The sequence below is a fragment of the Streptomyces sp. NPDC051136 genome, from assembly GCF_044455745.1.
Taxonomy (GTDB): domain Bacteria; phylum Actinomycetota; class Actinomycetes; order Streptomycetales; family Streptomycetaceae; genus Streptomyces.
The window spans coordinates 55272-74859 of record NZ_JBITFE010000004.1 but is presented as its reverse complement, the minus strand read 5'-3'; the positions used below and the strand labels follow the sequence as shown (position 1 = coordinate 74859).

The 19588-nt window shown below is 73.4% G+C and carries 12 protein-coding genes and 1 tRNA gene; 9 read left to right on the top strand and 4 right to left on the bottom strand.

What is annotated here, in order from left to right; genetic code table 11:
* Positions 1 to 3: 3 nt before the first annotated feature.
* Both sucD and ACIBCJ_RS12885 read left to right on the top strand, forming a co-directional pair.
* On the top strand, positions 4 to 906 hold the full coding sequence (sucD, locus tag ACIBCJ_RS12890; protein ID WP_365978034.1) for a succinate--CoA ligase subunit alpha: 903 nt from the start codon (positions 4 to 6) through the stop codon (positions 904 to 906).
* Entirely contained in the window at positions 903 to 2462 is a 1560-nt protein-coding gene (locus ACIBCJ_RS12885) for an aldehyde dehydrogenase family protein (protein WP_365978033.1), read from the top strand. Before sucD ends, ACIBCJ_RS12885 begins: the two co-directional genes overlap by 4 nt.
* 33 nt (positions 2463 to 2495) lie before the next feature.
* On the opposite strand, the gene ACIBCJ_RS12880 is transcribed toward ACIBCJ_RS12885, so the two are convergent.
* Positions 2496 to 3827, bottom strand: coding sequence for a DUF2254 domain-containing protein (locus ACIBCJ_RS12880; protein ID WP_365978032.1), 1332 nt, complete (start codon positions 3825 to 3827; stop codon positions 2496 to 2498).
* 152 nt (positions 3828 to 3979) lie between these two features.
* Between ACIBCJ_RS12880 and ACIBCJ_RS12875 the strand changes: the two genes are divergently transcribed.
* Both ACIBCJ_RS12875 and fusA read left to right on the top strand, forming a co-directional pair.
* Positions 3980 to 4064, top strand: a tRNA-Leu gene (locus tag ACIBCJ_RS12875).
* A 450-nt stretch (positions 4065 to 4514) separates the two neighbouring features.
* Positions 4515 to 6617: an elongation factor G gene (gene fusA, locus ACIBCJ_RS12870; protein WP_365978468.1), complete on the top strand. Its 2103-nt coding sequence runs from the start codon at positions 4515 to 4517 to the stop codon at positions 6615 to 6617.
* A 103-nt stretch (positions 6618 to 6720) separates the two neighbouring features.
* Here the strand turns inward: fusA and ACIBCJ_RS12865 are convergent, their stop codons facing one another.
* Positions 6721 to 8541, bottom strand: a complete 1821-nt coding sequence (locus tag ACIBCJ_RS12865) for a coagulation factor 5/8 type domain-containing protein (RefSeq protein ID WP_365978031.1) — start codon at positions 8539 to 8541, stop codon at positions 6721 to 6723.
* A 268-nt stretch (positions 8542 to 8809) separates the two neighbouring features.
* Between ACIBCJ_RS12865 and ACIBCJ_RS12860 the strand changes: the two genes are divergently transcribed.
* The 4 genes from ACIBCJ_RS12860 to ACIBCJ_RS12845 all read left to right on the top strand — a co-directional run bounded on the left by ACIBCJ_RS12860 (position 8810) and on the right by ACIBCJ_RS12845 (position 15701).
* Complete coding sequence (locus ACIBCJ_RS12860; protein ID WP_362505008.1) at positions 8810 to 9883, top strand: DUF1996 domain-containing protein; 1074 nt, start codon at positions 8810 to 8812, stop codon at positions 9881 to 9883.
* Positions 9884 to 9986: 103 nt separating this feature from the next.
* Positions 9987 to 11756 (top strand): discoidin domain-containing protein, encoded by a 1770-nt coding sequence (locus tag ACIBCJ_RS12855; RefSeq protein ID WP_365978030.1) that lies wholly within the window; start codon positions 9987 to 9989, stop codon positions 11754 to 11756.
* A gap of 47 nt (positions 11757 to 11803) precedes the next feature.
* Complete coding sequence (locus ACIBCJ_RS12850; RefSeq protein WP_365978029.1) at positions 11804 to 14608, top strand: glycoside hydrolase family 3 C-terminal domain-containing protein; 2805 nt, start codon at positions 11804 to 11806, stop codon at positions 14606 to 14608.
* 52 nt (positions 14609 to 14660) lie between these two features.
* Positions 14661 to 15701, top strand: coding sequence for a LacI family DNA-binding transcriptional regulator (locus tag ACIBCJ_RS12845; protein ID WP_365978028.1), 1041 nt, complete (start codon positions 14661 to 14663; stop codon positions 15699 to 15701).
* A gap of 16 nt (positions 15702 to 15717) precedes the next feature.
* On the opposite strand, the gene ACIBCJ_RS12840 is transcribed toward ACIBCJ_RS12845, so the two are convergent.
* The gene (locus ACIBCJ_RS12840; RefSeq protein ID WP_362093943.1) at positions 15718 to 16371 is read right to left on the bottom strand and encodes a TetR/AcrR family transcriptional regulator; all 654 of its coding nucleotides are present in this window, start codon (positions 16369 to 16371) and stop codon (positions 15718 to 15720) included.
* A 380-nt stretch (positions 16372 to 16751) separates the two neighbouring features.
* Complete coding sequence (locus tag ACIBCJ_RS12835) at positions 16752 to 18068, bottom strand: ROK family transcriptional regulator (protein ID WP_362093946.1); 1317 nt, start codon at positions 18066 to 18068, stop codon at positions 16752 to 16754.
* A gap of 176 nt (positions 18069 to 18244) precedes the next feature.
* On the opposite strand from ACIBCJ_RS12835, the gene ACIBCJ_RS12830 reads away from it, so the two are divergent.
* Positions 18245 to 19561, top strand: a complete 1317-nt coding sequence (locus tag ACIBCJ_RS12830; protein WP_365978027.1) for a sugar ABC transporter substrate-binding protein — start codon at positions 18245 to 18247, stop codon at positions 19559 to 19561.
* Positions 19562 to 19588: the final 27 nt, after the last annotated feature.

Below are 19588 nucleotides of genomic sequence, written 5' to 3'. Positions count from 1 at the left end.
GACATGGCGATCTACCTCACCGAGGAGAGCAAAGTCCTCGTCCAGGGCATGACCGGCGCCGAGGGCATGAAGCACACCCGCCGCATGCTGGCCGCGGGTACCGACGTCGTCGGCGGCGTCAACCCGCGCAAGGCCGGCCGCACCGTCGACTTCGGCCTGCGCACCGTCCCGGTCTTCGGCTCGGTCCGCGAGGGCGTCGAGCGCACCGGCGCCGACGTCACCGTCGTCTTCGTGCCGCCTGCCTTCGCCAAGGCCGCGGTCGTCGAGGCCGCCGACGCCGGCATCGGTCTCGCCGTCGTCATCACCGAGGGCATCCCGGTCCACGACGCCGTCGCCCTCACCGCCCACGCCAGAGCCAGGGGCACCCGCGTCATCGGTCCCAACTGCCCCGGCCTGATCAGCCCCGGCCGGTCCGACGCGGGCATCATCCCGCCCGACATCGCGGGGCCCGGCCGTATCGGCCTCGTCTCCAAGTCGGGCACCCTCACCTACCAGCTCATGCACGAACTGCGCGACATCGGCTTCTCCACCTGCGTCGGCATCGGCGGCGACCCCGTCGTCGGCACCAGTCACATCGACTGCCTCACCGCCTTCCAGAACGACCCCGACACCGAACTGATCGTCCTCATCGGCGAGATCGGCGGCGACGCGGAAGAACGCGCCGCGGCCCACATCCGCGCACACGTCACCAAGCCGGTCGTCGGCTACATCGCCGGGTTCACGGCGCCCGAGGGCAGGACGATGGGGCACGCCGGCGCCATCGTGTCCGGCTCCTCGGGCACCGCCCGGGCCAAGAAGGACGCACTGGAAGCGGCCGGTGTACGGGTCGGGAGCACGCCGACCGAGACCGCGCGGCACGTGCTCGCCGTACTCGACGGCGCGACCCGTGACGGAGCCCGCGCATGACGGCCGGCGCGCGGAGCGCCGCGGAGCTCACCCTGAAGTTGGGCACCTCCTGGGCCGAGGCCTGGCGGCGCTGCCGCGCCGTCGCACCCGAGGCGTTCGGCGAGGACCGGGTCCGCAACCTCTGGGGCGCCGACTGGCGGGCGGACGGCCGGGTCCTGCCGGCCACCAGCCCCGTCGACGGCACCCCCGTGGCGGGCCCGCCCCGCCTGGACGCGGCCACGGCCCGGCACGCCGTACGCGCCTCGCTCGACCAGCACCGGGCCTGGCGCCACCTTCCCCTGGCCGAACGGCGGGCCCGCGTCGCCGCCACCCTCGACGCCCTCGCTCAGCACCGCGACCTGCTCGCCCTGCTGCTGGTGTGGGAGATCGGCAAGCCCTGGCGCTCGGCCACGGCCGACGTCGACCGGGCCGTCGACGGCGTGCGCTGGTACGTCGATGGCATCGACGGCATGCTCGACGGGCGCGCCCCGCTGGACGGTCCGGTGTCCAACATCGCGAGCTGGAACTACCCGATGAGCGTGCTCGTCCACGCGATGCTCGTCCAGGCGCTGGCGGGCAACGCGGTCATCGCCAAGACCCCGACCGACGGCGGCGTCGCCTGCCTCACCCTGGCCTGCGCGCTCGCCGCCCGCGAGGGACTTCCCTTCACCCTCGTCAGCGGCAGCGGCGGCGAACTGTCCCAGGCGCTGGTGCGCGCCCCCGAGATCGGCTGCGTCTCCTTCGTCGGCGGCCGGGACACGGGCGCCGCCGTCGCCACCGCCGTCACCGACCTCGGCAAGCGGCACATCCTCGAACAGGAGGGACTCAACACCTGGGGCGTCTGGAACTTCACCGACTGGGACGCGCTCACCGAGGTGATCCCGAAGCTCTTCGACTACGGCAAGCAACGCTGCACCGCCTACCCGCGCTTCGTCGTCCAGCGGCAGCTGTTCGACGCGTTCCTCGCGGCGTACCTCCCGGCGGTCCGCACCCTGCGCGTCGGCCACCCGCTCGCCGTCGCCGCACCGGACGACCCGTACCCGGCGCTCGACTTCGGGCCGGTCGTCAGCGCGGCCAAGGCGAAGGAGCTCCGGGACCAGGTCGCCGAGGCCGTCGACCGCGGCGCCGTCCCCCTGCACCGCGGCAGGGCGGCCGACGCCCGGTTCCTGCCCGGCCAGGACACCTCGGCCTACGTCCAGCCGGTCACGCTGCTGGCCCCGCCCCGCTCCTCGCCGCTGCACCACGCGGAGCCCTTCGGCCCGGTCGACACCATCGTCCTGGCCGACACCGAGGCCGAGCTGCTCGCCGCGATGAACGCCTCCAACGGAGCGCTGGTGGCCACCCTGTCCACGGACGACCCGGCGACGTACGCGCGGCTGGCGCCGCAGATCCGCGCGTTCAAGGTCGGCCACGGAGTGCCGCGCTCCCGCGGAGACCGCGACGAGCTGTTCGGCGGGCACGGCGGGTCGTGGCGCGGCGCCTTCGTGGGCGGGGAGCTGCTGGTCCGCGCCGTCACACGCGGCCCCGCGGGGGAGCGGCTGCCGGGGAACTTCCCGGACCACCACCTCATGCCGTGACGGGCCGGGGCGGACTCCGCCGGGCACCTCCGGTCACCCGATGCCCTGCCGGTCGGGCCGCAGGGCGAAGGCACGGTCCGCAGGCGTCGGCGCGGTGCGCTCGACGGCCTGCCGCAGCAGCTCGCGGTGGCGCAGCAGCGGACCGCGCCGCTCCCGCGGCACGAGCAGCAGCAGGTCGTCGAACGCCGCCGACAGCCGCCGCGTGACCTGTGGCGACCCGGCGGCGCAGGCACGGACCTCGGTGAACCCGAGGTCCACCAGTTCCGCCCAGCCGGGCACCGGCTGCACCAGCCGGACCGTGCCGCGCCGGTCCCGGTGCGGCACGGCGTCCAGCGGCCGCCGGGACAGCGTGGCCAGGATCTGCACGACCCGGTCCAGCGCCTGCACGGCGGTCGTCGGATCGTTCACCGCGGGGGACAGGGCGCGCAGCCCGATGTCGGACAGCTGGCGCAGGCCGAACGCCAGGTCCTGGTGGAAGGTGCGCTCCACCCCCACCGACAGGGCGTACCGCAGCGCCCGGCGGGGCGGCGCCGCCCCGCCGTGCACCGCGAGGACCGGTGTGCCCGGCACCAGGAAGTCACCGGTGCGCGGCACCAGCCGCAGCACCACCCCGTGCCCCCGGGCCACCCGCACCAGCCGGGCGACGTGCACGTCCCGCAGCACCCCGGCCCGCCCCTCGTGAGCCACCCACGCCGTCACCGGCGCGACGTCCGGCTCCTCGCCTGCGCCCGCGGGCAGGGGCATCAGCGCCGCCACCCGCAGGGACTCCGCGGCGATACGGGCGATCACATGGCTGACCCGCATCAGCCGCAGCGTCGCGTTGACGTACAGCACGAAGAGCAGCAGGCTCAGCGCGACCATGAGAAGGGTGAGCACCGACTGCACCAGGGGCACGGTCGTGGCGGCGCGGGGGTCGGCGTTGCTGTCGTAGCTGGTCAGGACGAGCAGCGTCAGGACGAAGGTGGCCAGGAAGACGGCGAAGGTCGCCTTGGTGATCCGGCTGCGGACGAAGAGGCGCACCACCCGCGGGGTGAACTGCCCGCTCGCCATCTGCACGGCGACCAGCGAGATGCTGAAGACCACACCGATGAAGGTCATCATCGCCGAGCCGACCGCGGACACCACCGCCTTCGCGTCGTCCGCGAAGCGCAGCAGGTCGGCGAGGGTGTCGAAGTCGCCGTCGTCCTGCAACGAGCGCACCAGGGCCGCGTCGAGTTCCTGAGCCACCAGCCAGACGGCGAAGACGCCCACCATCGCCGCGGTGGGCGCGAACCAGAACGTGTCCCGCAGGTGCTCCCTGAGCGGCGACAACGCCCGCGGCCGACGACGCGGAAGCGGGCCCTGCGTAACCATCCAGTCACTCATGGTGCGACCCTAGGTGCAGTGCGGGCGCAGGTCCCGGACCGCCGCTCAGGCCGAGCGCGGGCGAAGGAAACGCAGGTGAAAGGCACCGCGAAAGCTTGGTATGGTTGTCCATGTCGCCGCGGGGAACACCCCCGCACCGCGACAGACACCTGGTCCGGGTGGCGGAATGGCAGACGCGCTAGCTTGAGGTGCTAGTGCCCTTTATCGGGCGTGGGGGTTCAAGTCCCCCCTCGGACACAAGATCAGGCAGGGCGAGATGCCGGCCGGGAGAGATCCCGGTCGGCATCTCGCGTTTTCGCCTTTCGCCGCCCTCGCCGTCGCCCCCGGCGAAAACCCGGTGCGGCACCGGCCCGGGTCTCCCTACACTCACCAGCACACCGAGACCGTGACCGAGTGAGGGGAGCAGGGCCGTGCGCATCCGCACCGCACCCGTCGTCCCCCCGTCCCGGTTCGAGGTGATCCTCGTGTCTCCGGCCGTCCGGTGCCCGCTGCGCGGCCGGCACCGGATGCCCGCGACCGGCATCTGACGCGACGCCACCTCGCCCGCCCCGCCGGGCCGTGGCCCCGTCCACCTCGCTCGCCCCGTCGGGCCGTGGCTCCGTCCGCCCACCCGTCCCGGGAATCGCGCCGCCCTGTTCACGACGAGCTCCACCGAGCAGCGAAAGGCCCCAGGCCGTGCGCACCCGCATCAGCACCCACACCGGCACCCGTCCGGACACAGCCGCCCACCGGAACACCCGCACCGACCCGCTCGCCACCGTCCGCAACCTGGGCATCCTCGCCCACGTCGACGCGGGCAAGACCACCGTCACCGAGCGGATCCTCTACGCCACCGGCACCACCCACAAGCGCGGCGAGGTCCACGACGGCACCACCGTCACCGACTTCGACCCGCAGGAACGCGACCGCGGCATCACCATCTTCGCCGCGGCCGTCAGCTGCGCCTGGGCCGGTCACCGGATCAACCTCATCGACACCCCCGGGCACGTCGACTTCGCCGACGAGGTCGAGCGCTCGCTGCGCGTCCTCGACGGCGCCGTCGCCGTGTTCGACGCGGTCGCGGGGGTGGAGCCGCAGAGCGAGTCCGTGTGGCGGCAGGCCGACCGGCACGGCGTGCCCCGGATCGCGTTCGTCAACAAGATGGACCGGGCGGGCGCCGACCTCGACACCGCCGTCGCCTCGATCCGCGAGCGGCTGCACCCGGCGCCCCTCGTGGTGCAGCTGCCCATCGGCGCGGAGGACGGCTTCACCGGCGTCGTCGACCTGCTGCGCCTGCGCGCCCTGGTGTGGACGGACGGCGCGCACGCGGCCGAGGAGGGCCCGGTGCCCGGCACCCTGCGCGAGGAGGCGCTGCGCAGGCGGCGACTGCTGGAAGAGGCGGTCGCCGAACGCCACCCGGCCGCGCTGGAGGAGTTCTGCGACCGGGAGACGCTCACCGCGGCCACCCTCACCGCCGCCCTGCGCGACCTGACCCGCACCGGCGAAGGCGTGGTCGTGCTGTGCGGCTCGGCGTACCGCAACCGCGGCGTCGAACCGCTGCTGGACGCCGTGGTGACGTACCTGCCCTCGCCGCTGGACGTGTCCCCGGTGCACGGCACCCACGAGGGCGCGAAGCAGGAAAGGACGGCCGACCCGGCGGCGCCGATGGCGGCACTGGCGTTCAAGGTGAGCGCCACCCCGACGGGACGGCTGACGTACCTGAGGGTGTACTCGGGCACGATCGGGAAGGGGGACACCGTGTGGGACGCGGGCACGCGCCGCACCGAGCGCGTCGGCCGCATCCTGCGGGTACGGGCCGACCGGCACGACCCGCTGGAACGGGCGGTCGCCGGGGACATCGTCGCGGTGGTCGGACTCAAGTCGGCCCGGGCCGGCTCGACCCTGTGCGCGCCGGACGCCCCGCTGCTCCTGGAACCCCCCGGCGTGGCCGAGCCGGTCGTGCACGTGGCCGTGGAGGCCGGGCGCTCCACCGACACCGACCGGCTGGCCGCCGCGCTCGCCCGGCTGACCGAGGAGGACCCCTCACTGGCCGTGCGCACCGACCCGGAGACCGGGCAGACCGTGCTGTCGGGCATGGGCGAACTGCACCTGGAGGTCGCGGTGGAGCGCGTCCGGCGCGAGCACGGGCTGGAGGTCACGGTCGGCCGCCCCGGTGTGGCCTACCGGGAGACGGTCGGCGCGGGCGTCACCGGTTTCGTCCACCGGCACGTCAAACAGGACGGCGGTGCCGGGCAGTTCGCGCACGTCGTGCTCGACGTGGAGCCGTGGGAGGAGGACGGTGTGGGCGGCGGTTTCGTGTTCCGTTCGACGGTCGTCGGCGGACGCGTTCCGCAGGAGTACGTCCGGGCCGTCGAGGCGGGCTGCCGGGACGCCCTCGCCGAAGGGCCGCTGGGAGGGCACCCGGTGACCGGCCTGCGGGTCACGCTCACCGACGGCCAGACCCATGTGAAGGACTCCTCCGACACCGCGTTCCGCACCGCCGGCCGGTTCGGGCTCCGCGACGCCCTGCGCGCCTCGGAGATGGTCCTGCTCGAACCGGTCGTCGAGGTGACGGTCACCCTGCCCGAGGACGGGGTCGGCGGGGTGCTCGGCGACCTCGCCGCGCGCCGCGGCCGGGTCACCGGCTCCGACACCCGGGGCGGTGCGACGGTGGTCACGGCCACGGTGCCGCTGGCCGAACTGTTCGGCTACGCGACCCGGTTGCGCAGCCGTACCCAGGGCCGCGGCACCTTCACCGCCCGGCCCACCGGCTACGCGCCGGCGCCGGCGAACGCGGTGCCGACGCGGTGAACGCCGCGGGATGCCCCCGCCCGGCGTGGCGGGGGCACCCCGGCGCGCGGACGCGGGCGTCCCGCGGCGCGCGTCCCGTCGCTCAGGGGTACTGCACGACCGTTCAGGGGTACTGCACGACCTTCGACGGCACGGTGTCCGTTCCCGACGTGGGCGAACCCGTGTCGTTGACGACGCACTCGTACTGCCCCTGCCCGCCCAGCGACACCACGAGCAGCCCGTGGAAGCGCACCCCGGAGCGGTTCGGCGCGGCGAAGCCGTGGTGCTGCACGATGGACGGGTTCACGTTGTAGTAGCAGTAGCTGCCCATGCCCCAGCCCTCGTGCTCGGTGACGTCGTCCGCGACCTTGTAGGCGGCGTATCCCTTGACCGGGCCGTTCTGGATCGCGGCCTGGTCCGGGGCGTCGTACGCCTTCTCGTTCTGAAAAAAGACCGTGCGGCCGCGCTCGCCGTTCCACTGCACGTCGTACTTGTTGAAGTGCTCGACGAACAGGCCGGTCATCAGGACGTCGTCGCCGTTCACCACCACGCCGTAGTCGGCGCGGTTGGTCTCCCAGCCGACGCCGTCGCCGTGGTCGGCGCGCCACACCCAGGTGTGGTCGACGATGGTGTGCCGGTTGTTGATCACCATGCTGGTGGTGGCCTTGCCGGGGCCCGCCCCGCCGATCCGGACGAACACGTCCTGCACGGTGGTCGGGTCGGCCGAGTGGTCCGCGGACGCGCCCTCGGGCCCGACCTCCAGCAGCGTCGAGGAGTTGACCGCGCCCGCGTCGACGAGGAACCCGGCCAGGCGCACGCCGTCCACGTCGGCGACCTTCAGGGCGGTGACACCGTTGTCGGGGATGAGGGTGGCGTAGCCCAGGCCCAGGACGACCGTGCCCGCGCGGTTCACCTCCACGGTCCGGTCCAGGTGGTAGACCCCCGGCGTCAGCAGCAGGTGCAGGCCCTCCGCCAGCGCCTGGTTGAGGGTGGCCGCCGAGTCGGCGGGCTTCGCGACGTAGAAGCGGGACAGCGGGAGCGAGGTGCCGCGCGGGGTGCCGTTGCCCCAGGAGACACCGCGGGCGTCGGTGCGCTTCTCCGGCAGGAAGACGCGGTACTCGTCGCCGTCGAGGTACAGGAACGGCTTCTCCCGGGAGACGGGAGTCGTCTCCAGCGTGGTGTACGGCGGCTCGGGGAAGCTCTGCGCGGGTGCGCCCTCCACGCCGGAGAACACCATGTTCCACACGGCGTTGAGCCAGCCGCCGACCGAGCTGTCCCGGGTGTACCACTGCTGCTGGGAGTACGGGCCGACCGTGCCGTCGATCCGGCTGTCGGCGATGTAGCCGCCGCTGGCCCAGCCGTAGCCGTCGGGGGCGAGGTTGAGGTCGCCGCGCACGTGCATGCGCCGGAAGGGCGCCGCCTGCGAGACCGCCCAGCGGTTGGTGCCGCTGACCGGGACCAGGGCGAGGTTCTCCGCCGAACGCCAGAAATTCTGCGTGGCGTTGCCGTCGAACCAGCCGGCGTCGACCGTGACGTCGCCGTTGATGGTGGTGTCGTCGGGGGACAGGCCGAGGCCCGCGACGGAGGTGTAGAAGCCGAGCTGGGCGTTGAGCCCGCTGTACGTGCCGGGCTTGAACAGCAGGGCGTAGCGGCCCGTGCCGAACTGGGCCGACTCCTGCTGCTTGAAGATCTCGTCCAGTCTGGCCTGGATGTTCGCCGTGGACGGGTCGAAGACGATGACGTTCGGCCCGAGGTCACCGCCACCGGGCAACGCGCGGGGGCCGGCGGGCGAGCCGGCGGACGTGGAGGAGGCGGCCGAGGCGGCGGCGGTTCCCGCCCCGGTCAGCGAGGCGAGTACGGGCGCCGCGGCGGCCGCACCGAGCAGGGTGCGTCGCCGTAGCCCGGAGGGGCCGGGTGTGGGGGAGGGCGTGGGGGAAGAGGGCATGGGGTGGCGGCTCTCCTTGTTCGGAAAGTGAACGAAGTGGGGGTGAGGGAGCGCTCTCTGGGAGTGCATGCTTCATCCGTCCGCCCGGACACGTCAATACTCGCGACCAGTTCTTGTGCGCTGCGTTCAACAAGTGGGGTCAGAAGTCGCGTTGATGCGTGCGCCGCTCATGCTGTCGAATCCCTTGACACCCTCCCCTCGTGCCCTCAACACTCCGACGTGGGAGAGCGCTCTCCGAGAATTTCCCCGACCTTCTCAGGAGGTCTCCATGCCACGGAGATCGAAAGTTCTGTCCGGCGCCCTCGTCGCGAGCGCGTTACTGCTGACCTCGATCGGCATCGGCACGGTCGCCGCCAACGCCGACACCGCGGCCCGGGCCCCGTCCGCGCACACCGGGCACACCATGGCGGTCTCGACCGCCTCCTCGCCCGAGGACCCGGACGGCGACGGCTACATCCCCGCCAACCCGCCGGTCACCGGTGTCAGTCCGTCCACGAAGGAGCCGCCGCACCGCTACTTCCACGAGTTCCAGGCCAACTGCGCGGTCAGCCACACGGCCCCCGACGACCCGATCGTCTACGCCCAGCAGCCCGGCAAGTCGCACGACCACACCTTCATGGGCAACACGACGACCAACGCGTACAGCACCACCGCCTCGCTGGACGCCGGGTCCACCACCTGCCTGGCGCCCGGCGACCGTTCGGGCTACTGGATGCCGACCATGTTCGACGGCGGCACCCCGGTGCTCCCCGTCGGCCCGCAGACCATCTACTACAAGGCCGGCGTCACCGACTACACCAGCGTGCGGCCCTTCCCCAAGGGGCTGCGCTACGTCGTCGGCAGCCCGATGCAGAGCGCCCAGGAGTTCCGCGACCACCCGGGCTTCGTCGAGGGCTGGGAGTGCGGCGACAGCTTCTTCAACGTCGACTTCCCGGCCAACTGCCCGGAGCGCCGGGACGTCCAGGTCAACATCCGCTTCCAGGCGCCCAGTTGCTGGGACGGCAAGAACCTGGATACGCCCGACCACAAGAGCCACATGGCGTATCCGGTGGTCAACCCCGGCACCAACAACAACATCTGCCCGGCCGACCACCCCGTCGCCCTGCCGATGATCGAGTTCAAGATGGCCTTCCCCGTCAACGGTGACCTCTCCCAGGTACGACTGGCCAGTGGCGCGAGCTACTCGTTCCACTACGACTTCTTCAACGCCTGGGACGCGCCGACCCTCGACGCCATGGTCGGCCACTGCATCGTCGGCGGGTTGCAGTGCGACGCGCGCGGATACGACCAGACCCACCCGGAGGCAGGCGCGGCGCTGAACGAGCACTACGAACTGCCCTGACCCGCCCGGAAACCCCCACCGGACCGGTCCGGCCGTCCACGCCCCCGCCACGGCCGGACCGCCCCCTCACCCCCCTCACCCCGCAGACCGGAGACACACCCCGATGAGCCGACCCCGCACGCCCGCCGGCGGACTCACCCCCGCCCGCAGACTCACCGCCCCCCTGACCGCCGCCCTGCTCACCGTCGGCGCCCTCACGGCCCTGCCCGCGACGCAGGCGCACGCCGCGGGCAGCGTCGTGAAGGTCACCGGCAGTCAGGGCAACTGGCAACTGACCGTCGACGGCAGCCCGTACACGGTCAAGGGCCTGACCTGGGGGCCGTCCCCCGCCGACGCCGACCGGTACATGCCCGACCTGAGATCCATGGGCGTCAACACCGTCCGCACCTGGGGCACCGACGCGAGCAGCCGCCCGCTCCTCGACTCCGCGGCCGCCCACGGCGTCAAGGTCATCGCCGGCTTCTGGCTCCAGCCCGGCGGCGGTCCCGGCAGCGGCGGCTGCGTCAACTACCTCACCGACACCGCGTACAAGAACCAGATGCTCGCCGAGTTCCCCCGCTGGGTCCAGGAGTACAAGGACCACCCGGGCGTCCTGATGTGGAACGTCGGGAACGAGTCGGTGCTCGGCCTGCAGAACTGCTACAGCGGCGACGAGCTGGAGCGCCAGCGCGACGCGTACACCACCCTCGTCAACGACATCACCAAGAAGATCCACGCCGTCGACCCGAACCACCCCGTCACCTCGACCGACGCATGGGTCGGCGCCTGGCCCTACTACAAGAAGAACGCCCCCGACCTCGACCTGTACGCCGTCAACTCCTACGACGCCGTCTGCGACGTCAGGGCCGCCTGGGAGCAGGGCGGCTACACCAAGCCGTACATCGTCACGGAGACCGGACCGGCCGGCGAGTGGGAGGTGCCGGACGACGCCAACGGCGTACCGAAGGAGCCCACCGACCAGGCCAAGGCGCAGGGTTACACGGACGCCTGGAACTGCGTCACCGGGCACCGAGGGGTCGCCCTCGGCGCGACCCTGTTCCACTACGGCACCGAGTACGACTTCGGCGGCATCTGGTTCAACCTGCTGCCCGCAGGCCAGAAGCGGCTGTCGTACTACGCCGTCAAGCGGGCCTACGGCGGCGACACCTCGCGCGACAACACCCCGCCCGTCGTCTCCGGCTTCGGGGTCGAGGGCGACGCGGGCAAGGTGCAGGCCGGCAAGGACCTGGTCCTCACGGTGCGCGCGTCCGACCCCGACGGCGACCCGATCGCGTACGAGGTGCTGGCGAACAGCAACTACATCGACCAGAGCAAGCAGCTGACCCCGCTGCCCTTCACCGACCTCGGCGGCGGCCGCCTCAGGGTGACCGCCCCGGACCGGCCCGGCGTCTGGAAGCTGTACGTCAAGGCCACGGACGGCAAGGGCAACGTCGGCGTCGAGACCCTCTCGGCGCGGGTCGTCCCGCCCGCCGTGGGCGGCACGAACCTCGCCCTCGGCAAGCCGGCCACCGCCTCCTCGTTCCAGCCCAGCTACGGCGACTGCCCCTGCACCGCCGCCAACGCCGTCGACGGCAACCCGAACACGCGCTGGGCCAGCGACTGGAGCGACCCGCAGTGGCTCCAGGTGGACCTCGGCACGCGCACCGCCTTCCGGCACGTCCAGCTGTACTGGGAAGCCTCGTACGCCAAGGCCTACACCGTCCAGACCTCCGACGACGGACGGAACTGGCAGACGGTGTCCACCGTGACGGCCGGCAACGGCGGCGTCGACACACTCGACGTGAACGGCGCCGGCCGTTATGTACGCGTCAACGGAACGGCCCGCGGCAGCGGTTACGGCTACTCGCTGTACGAGTTCGGCGTCTACAGCTGACACCGACGCGCGTACGGCAGGCACGACACAGGGGAGGGGAGACCCGGGTGGGGACGAACGACGACGAGATCGACCGACTGCTCGGCAAACTGACACCACAGGCCCGCGCACTGCTCGCGACCGGCGCCACGACCTGGCGCACGAGGGCGGAACCGGCTGTAGGGCTGCGTGAGTTGGTGATGTCGGACGGTCCGGCGGGCGTGCGGGGCGAGGCATGGGACGAGCGGAACACCTCCGTCCTGCTGCCCTCCGCCTCGGCGCTGGCCGCCACCTGGGACGAGGCCCTGGTCGAACGCCTCGGCGGCCTGCTCGCCGCCGAGGCCCGGCGCAAGGGCGTGGACGTCGTGCTCGCCCCCACCCTCAACCTGCACCGCAGCCCGCTGGGCGGCCGGCACTTCGAGTGCCTCTCCGAGGACCCCGAGCTGACCGGCCGCATCGGCGCCGCCCTCGTCCGCGGCATCCAGGCCCACGGCGTGGCGGCCACCGCCAAGCACTACGTGGCCAACGACTCCGAGACCGACCGGCTCACCGTCGACGTACGGGTGGGGGAACGGCCCCTGCGGGAGGTCTACCTCGCGCCCTTCGAAGCGGCGGTGGCCGCCGGGGTCCGGCTCGTCATGGCCGGGTACAACGCGGTCAACGGCACCACCATGACCGCGAACGCCCTGCTCACCGACCCGTTGAAGAGCGAGTGGGGCTTCGACGGCGTCGTCGTCTCCGACTGGGGCGCCGTGCGCGGCACCGTCGACACGGCCCGCGCCGGCCTCGACCTCGCCATGCCGGGGCCCGACGGCCCCTGGGGCGAGGCGCTGGCCCGGGCGGTCGCCGACGGCAGCGTGCCCGAGGCGGCGGTCGACGACAAGGCACGGCGATTGCTGCGCCTCGCGGCCTGGCTCGGCGCGCTCGACGGGCACGACGCACCCCGCGCACCTGCCACGGACGAGGAGCCGGACACGCGGCGCCCGCCGGCACGCCCCCGCGGGGGGCCGGCTCCGGCACGTCCCGGAAGGGCTGCGATCCCGTCAGGTCCCGGCGGGGTCCCCGCTCCGTCAGGTCCCGGCGGGGTCCCGGCTTCGGAAAGCCCCGGCGGGGTTCCGGCTTCGGACGACCTCGGCGGGCTTCCGGCTCCGGAAAGCCCTGACGTTGTTTCGGCTTCGGTAAGCCCTGGCAGGGCATCGGCTTCGGTAAGCCCTGACGTTGTTTCGGCTTCGGTGAGCCCTGGCAGGGTTCCGACCTCGGTAAGCCCCGGCGGGGCTGCGGCCTCGGGACGCACCCGCGACGTCCCGGATCCGGCACGCGTCCGCGAGGACCGGGCGCTGGCCCGCCGAGCGGTCGTCGCCGGCACCGTCCTGCTGGCCAACAAGGGCGTCCTGCCCCTCGGTCCCGAGGACCTCGGGACGGTCGCCGTGATCGGCGCGCACGCCGTGCGGACCCGCACCCAGGGCGGTGGCAGCGCCGGTGTCTTCCCGCAGGACGAGGTGTCCGTCCTGGACGGTGTCGAGGCCGCCCTGCGCGGTCGGGCCCGCGTCGTCCACGTCCCGGGCCCCCGGCCGGACGGCCCCGCGCCCCCGCTGGACCAGGACGCCTGCACCGACCCGCGCTCCGGCCTGCCCGGCGTCCTGCTGCGCATGCTCGACGCGGACGGTCGCGAGCTGTACGCGGAACGGCGGGGCGGTGGGCGGCTGCTGGAGCCCCGCCTCGTTCCGGGCGCGCACACCGTCGAGATCAGCGCCCGGCTGCACCCCCGCACCGGGGGCCACTGGACGCTGGGCGTGGCCGGCTTCGGCCGGATGAGCCTGGCCCTGGACGGACGCACCCTGCTGGAGGGCGACTTCCCGCCGCACACCGACGACCCGGCGGTGGTGCACGTCAACCCGCCCGGCCGGTACGCCACCGCCGACCTCTCCGCCGGCCGGGACGCGCTGCTGGTGGCCCGCCGGGAGCTGGCCCCGGGCACCGGACGGGCGACCGTCGTCGTCGCGGCGCCACCGGCCCCGGACGTCGCCGCGTCGCTCACCGAGGCGGCCCGCGCCGCGGCCGCGGCGGACGCGGCGATCGTGGTCGTCGGCACCACCGAGCACGGGGAGTCGGAGGGCTACGACCGTACGGGCCTGGCGCTCGGCGCCGGCCAGGACGCGCTGGTCCGCACCGTCGCGGCGGCCAATCCGCGTACCGTCGCCGTCGTCAACAGCGGCGGCCCGGTGGAGCTGCCCTGGCGGGACGAGGCGGGCGCGGTGCTGCTGGCGTGGTTCCCCGGGCAGGAGGGCGGAGGCGGACTCGCCGACGTACTCCTCGGCCGCGCCGAACCGGGCGGGCGGCTGCCCACCACCTGGCCGGACACCCTCGCCGACGCGCCGGTGACCGGCACCCGCCCGGCCGACGGCCGCCTCGACTACGACGAGGGCCTGCACGTCGGCTACCGGGGCTGGCTGCGCCGCCCGCGGCAGCCCGCCTACTGGTTCGGACACGGTCTCGGCTACACCACGTGGGCCTACGAGGAGCTGGCCCTTCCGGCGTCGGTCCGGGCCGGGGACGACCTGACCGTGCGCGTACGGGTGCGCAACACCGGTGCGCGGGCGGGCCGGGAGGTCGTGCAGGTGTACCTCGCCCGGCCCGCCTCGGCGCTCGACCGTCCCGCGCGGTGGCTCGCCGGGTACGCGGCGGTGCGGGCCCGTCCGGGGGAGACGGTGACCGCGACGGTCCACGTCCCGGCGCGGGCCCTGCGCCACTGGTCGGTGGAGGAGCACGCCTGGCGCACGGAGGCGGGGCGCTGGCGGATGCTGGCCGGGCGGTCGGCGGGGGACGTACCGCTGGTGGGAGACCTGGAGGTGGTACCGGCGTCGGACGTGTGAGCGGGGGAGAGCGCTCTACCACCCGCCGGACCGTGCCGGTTAAGGTGCGGGCATGAGCAGACAGGCCCCGACCCTGGAGGACGTGGCCCGGGAGGCCGGCGTCTCCCGGGCCACCGTCTCGCGGGTGGTCAACGGCGTCCGCAACGTGGACCCGGCCATCCAGGACCTGGTTCGCCGGGCCATCGAACGGACCGGGTACGCCCCCAACCAGGCCGCCAGGCAGCTGGTCACCCGGCGCACGACGACGGTCGCCCTGGTTGTCTCCGGCGCGGGCGACGCCTCGGACGCGGAGCAGAACGCCTTCGCCACGCGGGTGTTCGCCGACCCGTTCTTCGGCCGCGTCGTCGGCGGCGTGGTCGGGCACCTGAGGCCGCGCGGGATGCATCCGGTGCTGATGTTCGCCGAGACGCCCGAGGCCCGGCAGGAGGTCGTCGCCTACCTCAGGCAGGGCGGCGCGGACGGCGCCCTGGTGGTGTCCACGCACCCCGACGACCCGCTGCCCGCGCTGCTCGCCGGCGCCGGGCTGCCGGCGGTGCTGTTCGCCCGCCCGGGGCGACCGGTGCCGCTCAGCTACGTCGACCTCGCCCACCGCGACGGAGGCCGGCTCGCCGCCGAGCACCTGCTGGAGCGGGGATGCCACCGGATAGCCACCGTCACCGGTCCGCTGGCACTCGCGGCCGGCCAGGAGCGCCTGGCCGGCTTCCGCGACACCCTGGCCCGGCACGGGCACCCGTACGTACCGGTGGCCGAGGGCGGCTTCACCGTGGACAGCGGCATGGCTGCGATGACCTCACTGCTCGCCGAACACCCGGACGTCGACGGCGTGTTCACCGCCAACGACCTGATGGCCCAGGGCGCCGTCCAGGTGCTGCGCGACCACGGGCGCCGGGTGCCGCAGGACGTCGCGGTCGTCGGCTTCGACGACTCCAGCGTCGCCGTGACCTGCCGGCCCCGGCTGACCACCGTACGGCAGCCGGTGGAGGAGATGGCGGCCACGATGGCACGCCTCCTGGACGACCACATCAAGGGCGTGCGCACCGAAGCCACGTCGGTGATCTTCGACCCGGAACTGGTGGTGCGGGACTCGGCGTAGCGGCCGGGCCGGCGGCTCAGGGGAGCGCGGCCTCGATGTGGGCGAGGTGGACGGCGAGGATCTCCTCGAAGGCGGCGTGGCGGTCCGCCCCGAGCGGGCGGATCTCACGGGCGAAGTGGGCGAGCGCGGGGAAGCGTTCGGGATCCGCGCCCAGTACCGCGACGCGGAACTGCTCCATGCCCTGTTCCTGTTCCTGCGCGCCGACGGCACCGAAGCCGCCCTCGGCGGTGACCAGGGAGGCGATCAGGACGACGAGCCGGTGGTAGTGCGCCGGGATCCGGTCGTCCGGCAGGCCCGAGGCGCGCAGCGCCTGCAGCACCTCTTCCATCATCAGCCGGGAGCCGGTGCCCCCGGACCCGTGGCGCCCCCAGACCGCGGCGAGCTGCGGCTGCTGCCCGAACGCCGCGCGCAGGCGCAGGGCCACGGCGGTGAGGCGCTGCTTCCAGTCGCCCTCGGGCCGGTACCCCTCCATGGCGGACAGCAGGATCCGGTCGGCGACCGCGCGCAACAGCTCGGTCTTGTTGCGGAAGTGCCGGTACAGACTGGAGGAGTCGGTCCCCAGAGCCGCGGCGAGCTTGCGCACGCTGAACGTCTCGGCGTCACCCGCGAGCAGCAGCTCCGCCGCCGCGTCCAGGATCTGCTCGGTCGACCAGCGCCTCCGGCCTGCCATCCCGTCGTTCTCCCTCACGCTCCCGGCCGCCCCACCCGCTCGGCACGACCCCATCCTCGCACCTCCCCCCACCCACGCCACGCGCACACCCTGACCCGCGTTCCACCGTCCCGCCCGCGTTCGCCTGCCACACCGGCATCAGTACGGGGGAGTCGGCCGGTTCGCCCCACGTGCGCGCGCTCCGGCCATCCCGCCCGCGCCGTGCGCGCGCCCTCACCTTCCGCCCGGCTGTCCCGGCAGCCCCCCGAGCGCCGCCCGCCAGGCCGGCACGCCGTGGGCGAGCCGGCCGTCCCGCGCCCGCGCCGCGCGCACGCCCTCGACCCACCCCGCCCGCGCCGCGCGTACGCCCTCCACTCACCCCGCCCGCGCCGCGCGCGCCCTCACCTCCCGACCCGCTGTCCCGCAAGCCTCCCCCCGAGAGCCGCCCGCCAGGCCGGGACCGGCGCGGGCGAGTCGGCCGGTACGCGCCGGCCGCCGCGGGCGAAGAACGCCGCCAGCGGCAGGATCGCGGCGCCCACCGTCACCGCGTCGGGGCCGAGGCGGCCCAGGGCGATGCCCACCCGTCCGGCGGGGTGACGCAGGGCGTGGGCCAGGGTGTGGGCCCGCACCGACTCCAGGAACGCCGGACCGAGCTGGAGTCCGGCCCAGCCGCCCACCAGGACGCGCTCGGGCTGGAAGAGATTGACGAGGTCGGCCAGTCCCGCGCCCAGGTACTCGGCGGTCTCCGCGAGGATGTCGGCGGCCACCGGGTCCGCCGCACGCCCCGCTCCGGGCCGGGCGGCGGACAGCAGTGCGGTCAGCGCGGCCTCCTCGTCGGCGCCGGGCGGTGGCTCGCCGCCCGCCTCCCGCCACCGCGCGAGCAGCGCCTCCGCGCCCGCGTACGCCTCCAGGCACCCCCGTGCTCCGCACCGGCACCGGCGCCCCCGCACCCGTACCGTCAGGTGCCCCCACTCCACCGCACGCCCCTGCTCCACCTCGTCGGTGACGACGCACGCGCCGACGCCGGAACCGAAGAGCACGACCACGGCGTTGTGCGCGCCACGTCCGCCGCCGAACCACATCTCCGCCTGCCCCAGCGTCTTGGCGCCGTTGTCGATGAACAGCGGCGCGTGCGGGGGCAGTCGGCCCGAGTCGCGCAGCAGCGCCTCCAGCGGGACCGCGTCCCAGCCGATGGTCTGACCGTGCACCAGGGTGCCCGCGGCGGTGCGTTCGACGATGCCGGGGACACCGATGCCCACGCCCAGCAGCTCACCGGGGTCCCGTGCCGGGCCGTCGGCGCCGAGCACCTCCGCGACACCGTCGAGGATGTGCCCGGCGACCACGCCGACGTCGTACGAGCGTGACCCGTGCCCGGGCAGGACACGTTCCGTGCGGGCCAGTTCGGACATCGACAGGTCGAACAGCTCCACGCGTACGCGGGTCTCGCCGACGTCGACACCGATCAGGCGTCCCCGGCCGGCCGTGAGGCGCACGAGGGTGCGCGGGCGGCCGCCGTCCGCGCCGAGGCTGCCCGCCTCCTCCACGAGCCCGTCGGCCATCAGCTCGGCGACCACGTTGCTGACGGATCCCGAACTCAGGCCCGCGGCCGAGCCCAGCGCGAGCCTGCTCATCGGCCCGTCGAAATACAACCGTTGCAGAACGGCGCTGCGGCTCTCCCGCCGCAGGTCACGGACCGTGCGCCCGCCGTGCCTGGCCATCGGACCCCTTCCTTCCGCGGCCCCGCGCGAGCGCCGAAGCTGCGCGAGACCTTGACGAGTCTTTCTCTCGGGGTTTAACTCACGTCCTAAATTAAGCCATGAGGGGCTTCGGAACGGAAACAGCCGAAGCCGCCGTCGGGACATCCCGACCGACTCCCGGAAGGAACCCAGGAGCCATGCGCAGCATCCGAGCCGCGGCCGTAGGCGCCGTCACCATGTCTCTCGCACTCGCCGCCACGGCCTGCGGAGGGGGCTCCTCCTCGGGCGGCGGATCCAACGACTCGCCGAAGGAACTCACCTACTGGGCGTCCAACCAGGGCGCCAGTGTCGAGGTCGACAAGAAGGTCCTCCAGCCCGAACTCGACAAGTTCGAGAAGGAGACCGGCATCAAGGTCAAGCTGGAGGTGGTCCCCTGGTCCGACCTGCTCAACCGGATCCTCACCGCCACCACCTCCGGACAGGGCCCCGACGTCCTGAACATCGGCAACACCTGGAGCGCCAGCCTCCAGGCCACCGGCGCCCTGCTGCCCTGGGACGCGAAGAACTTCGAGAAGATCGGCGGCAAGGACCGCTTCGTCGACTCCGCGCTCGGCTCCACCGGCGTCGAGGGCCAGGACCCGGCCGCGGTCCCGCTGTACTCGATGGCCTACGCGCTCTACTACAACAAGCAGATGTTCGCCGACGCCGGCATCACCAAGCCCCCGGCCACCTGGGACGAGCTGGTCGAGACCGGCAAGAAGATCTCCAAGGACGGCAAGTGGGGCCTGGGCGCCGAGGGCTCCAACCTGTCCAACAACATCCACCAGGTCTTCGTCCTCGCCAAGCAGCACGGCGCCGACTTCTTCACCGCCGACGGCAAGCCCGACTTCACCTCGGACGGCGCGGTCGCCGCCGTCAAGCAGTACGTCGACCTGATGGCCAAGGACAAGGTCGTCGCGCCCGGCAACGCCGAGTACGCGCAGAACCAGTCCCTCAGCGACTTCGCCAAGGGCAAGACCTCGATGGTGCTGTGGCAGACCGCCTCCGCCACCTTCAAGACCATGGGCATGAAGGACGACGAGTGGGGCGTCGCCCCCGCCCCCGTCCCCTCCGGCACCCCCGGCGCCGGCGCCGCCACCAACTCCATGGTCGCCGGCATCAACATGGCCGTCTTCAAGAACACCGACAACGCCGACGGCGCCACCAAGTTCGTGAAGTTCATGACGAGCGACGCCGAGCAGAAGCTCCTCAACAAGGCGTACGGCTCCATCCCGCCGGTCAAGGCCGCGCAGTCCGACCCGGCGTTCAACACCCAGGCCACCGCCGTCCTGCGCGAGACCCTCGCCAAGAGTGCCGCCGCGCTGCCCCAGGTGGCCGACGAGTCGCAGTTCGAGACCGCGGTCGGCACCGCCGTCAAGGAACTCTTCGCCGACGCCGCGGCCGGTCGCCAGGTGACCACCGAGTCCGTCAAGGAGAAGCTCGCCAAGGCACAGCAGCAGATGCCCAACAAGTGAGCGCCCTGAGCCTCGACACAGTCCCAC

Coding starts and splice junctions, on each gene's coding strand:
- sucD (WP_365978034.1), top strand. CDS start 4: ATGGCGATCTACCTCACCGAGGAGAGCAAAGTCCTCGTCCAGGGCATG.
- ACIBCJ_RS12885 (WP_365978033.1), top strand. CDS start 903: ATGACGGCCGGCGCGCGGAGCGCCGCGGAGCTCACCCTGAAGTTGGGC.
- ACIBCJ_RS12880 (WP_365978032.1), bottom strand. CDS start 3,827: ATGAGTGACTGGATGGTTACGCAGGGCCCGCTTCCGCGTCGTCGGCCG.
- ACIBCJ_RS12865 (WP_365978031.1), bottom strand. CDS start 8,541: ATGCCCTCTTCCCCCACGCCCTCCCCCACACCCGGCCCCTCCGGGCTA.
- ACIBCJ_RS12860 (WP_362505008.1), top strand. CDS start 8,810: ATGCCACGGAGATCGAAAGTTCTGTCCGGCGCCCTCGTCGCGAGCGCG.
- ACIBCJ_RS12855 (WP_365978030.1), top strand. CDS start 9,987: ATGAGCCGACCCCGCACGCCCGCCGGCGGACTCACCCCCGCCCGCAGA.
- ACIBCJ_RS12845 (WP_365978028.1), top strand. CDS start 14,661: ATGAGCAGACAGGCCCCGACCCTGGAGGACGTGGCCCGGGAGGCCGGC.
- ACIBCJ_RS12840 (WP_362093943.1), bottom strand. CDS start 16,371: ATGGCAGGCCGGAGGCGCTGGTCGACCGAGCAGATCCTGGACGCGGCG.
- ACIBCJ_RS12835 (WP_362093946.1), bottom strand. CDS start 18,068: ATGGCCAGGCACGGCGGGCGCACGGTCCGTGACCTGCGGCGGGAGAGC.
- ACIBCJ_RS12830 (WP_365978027.1), top strand. CDS start 18,245: ATGCGCAGCATCCGAGCCGCGGCCGTAGGCGCCGTCACCATGTCTCTC.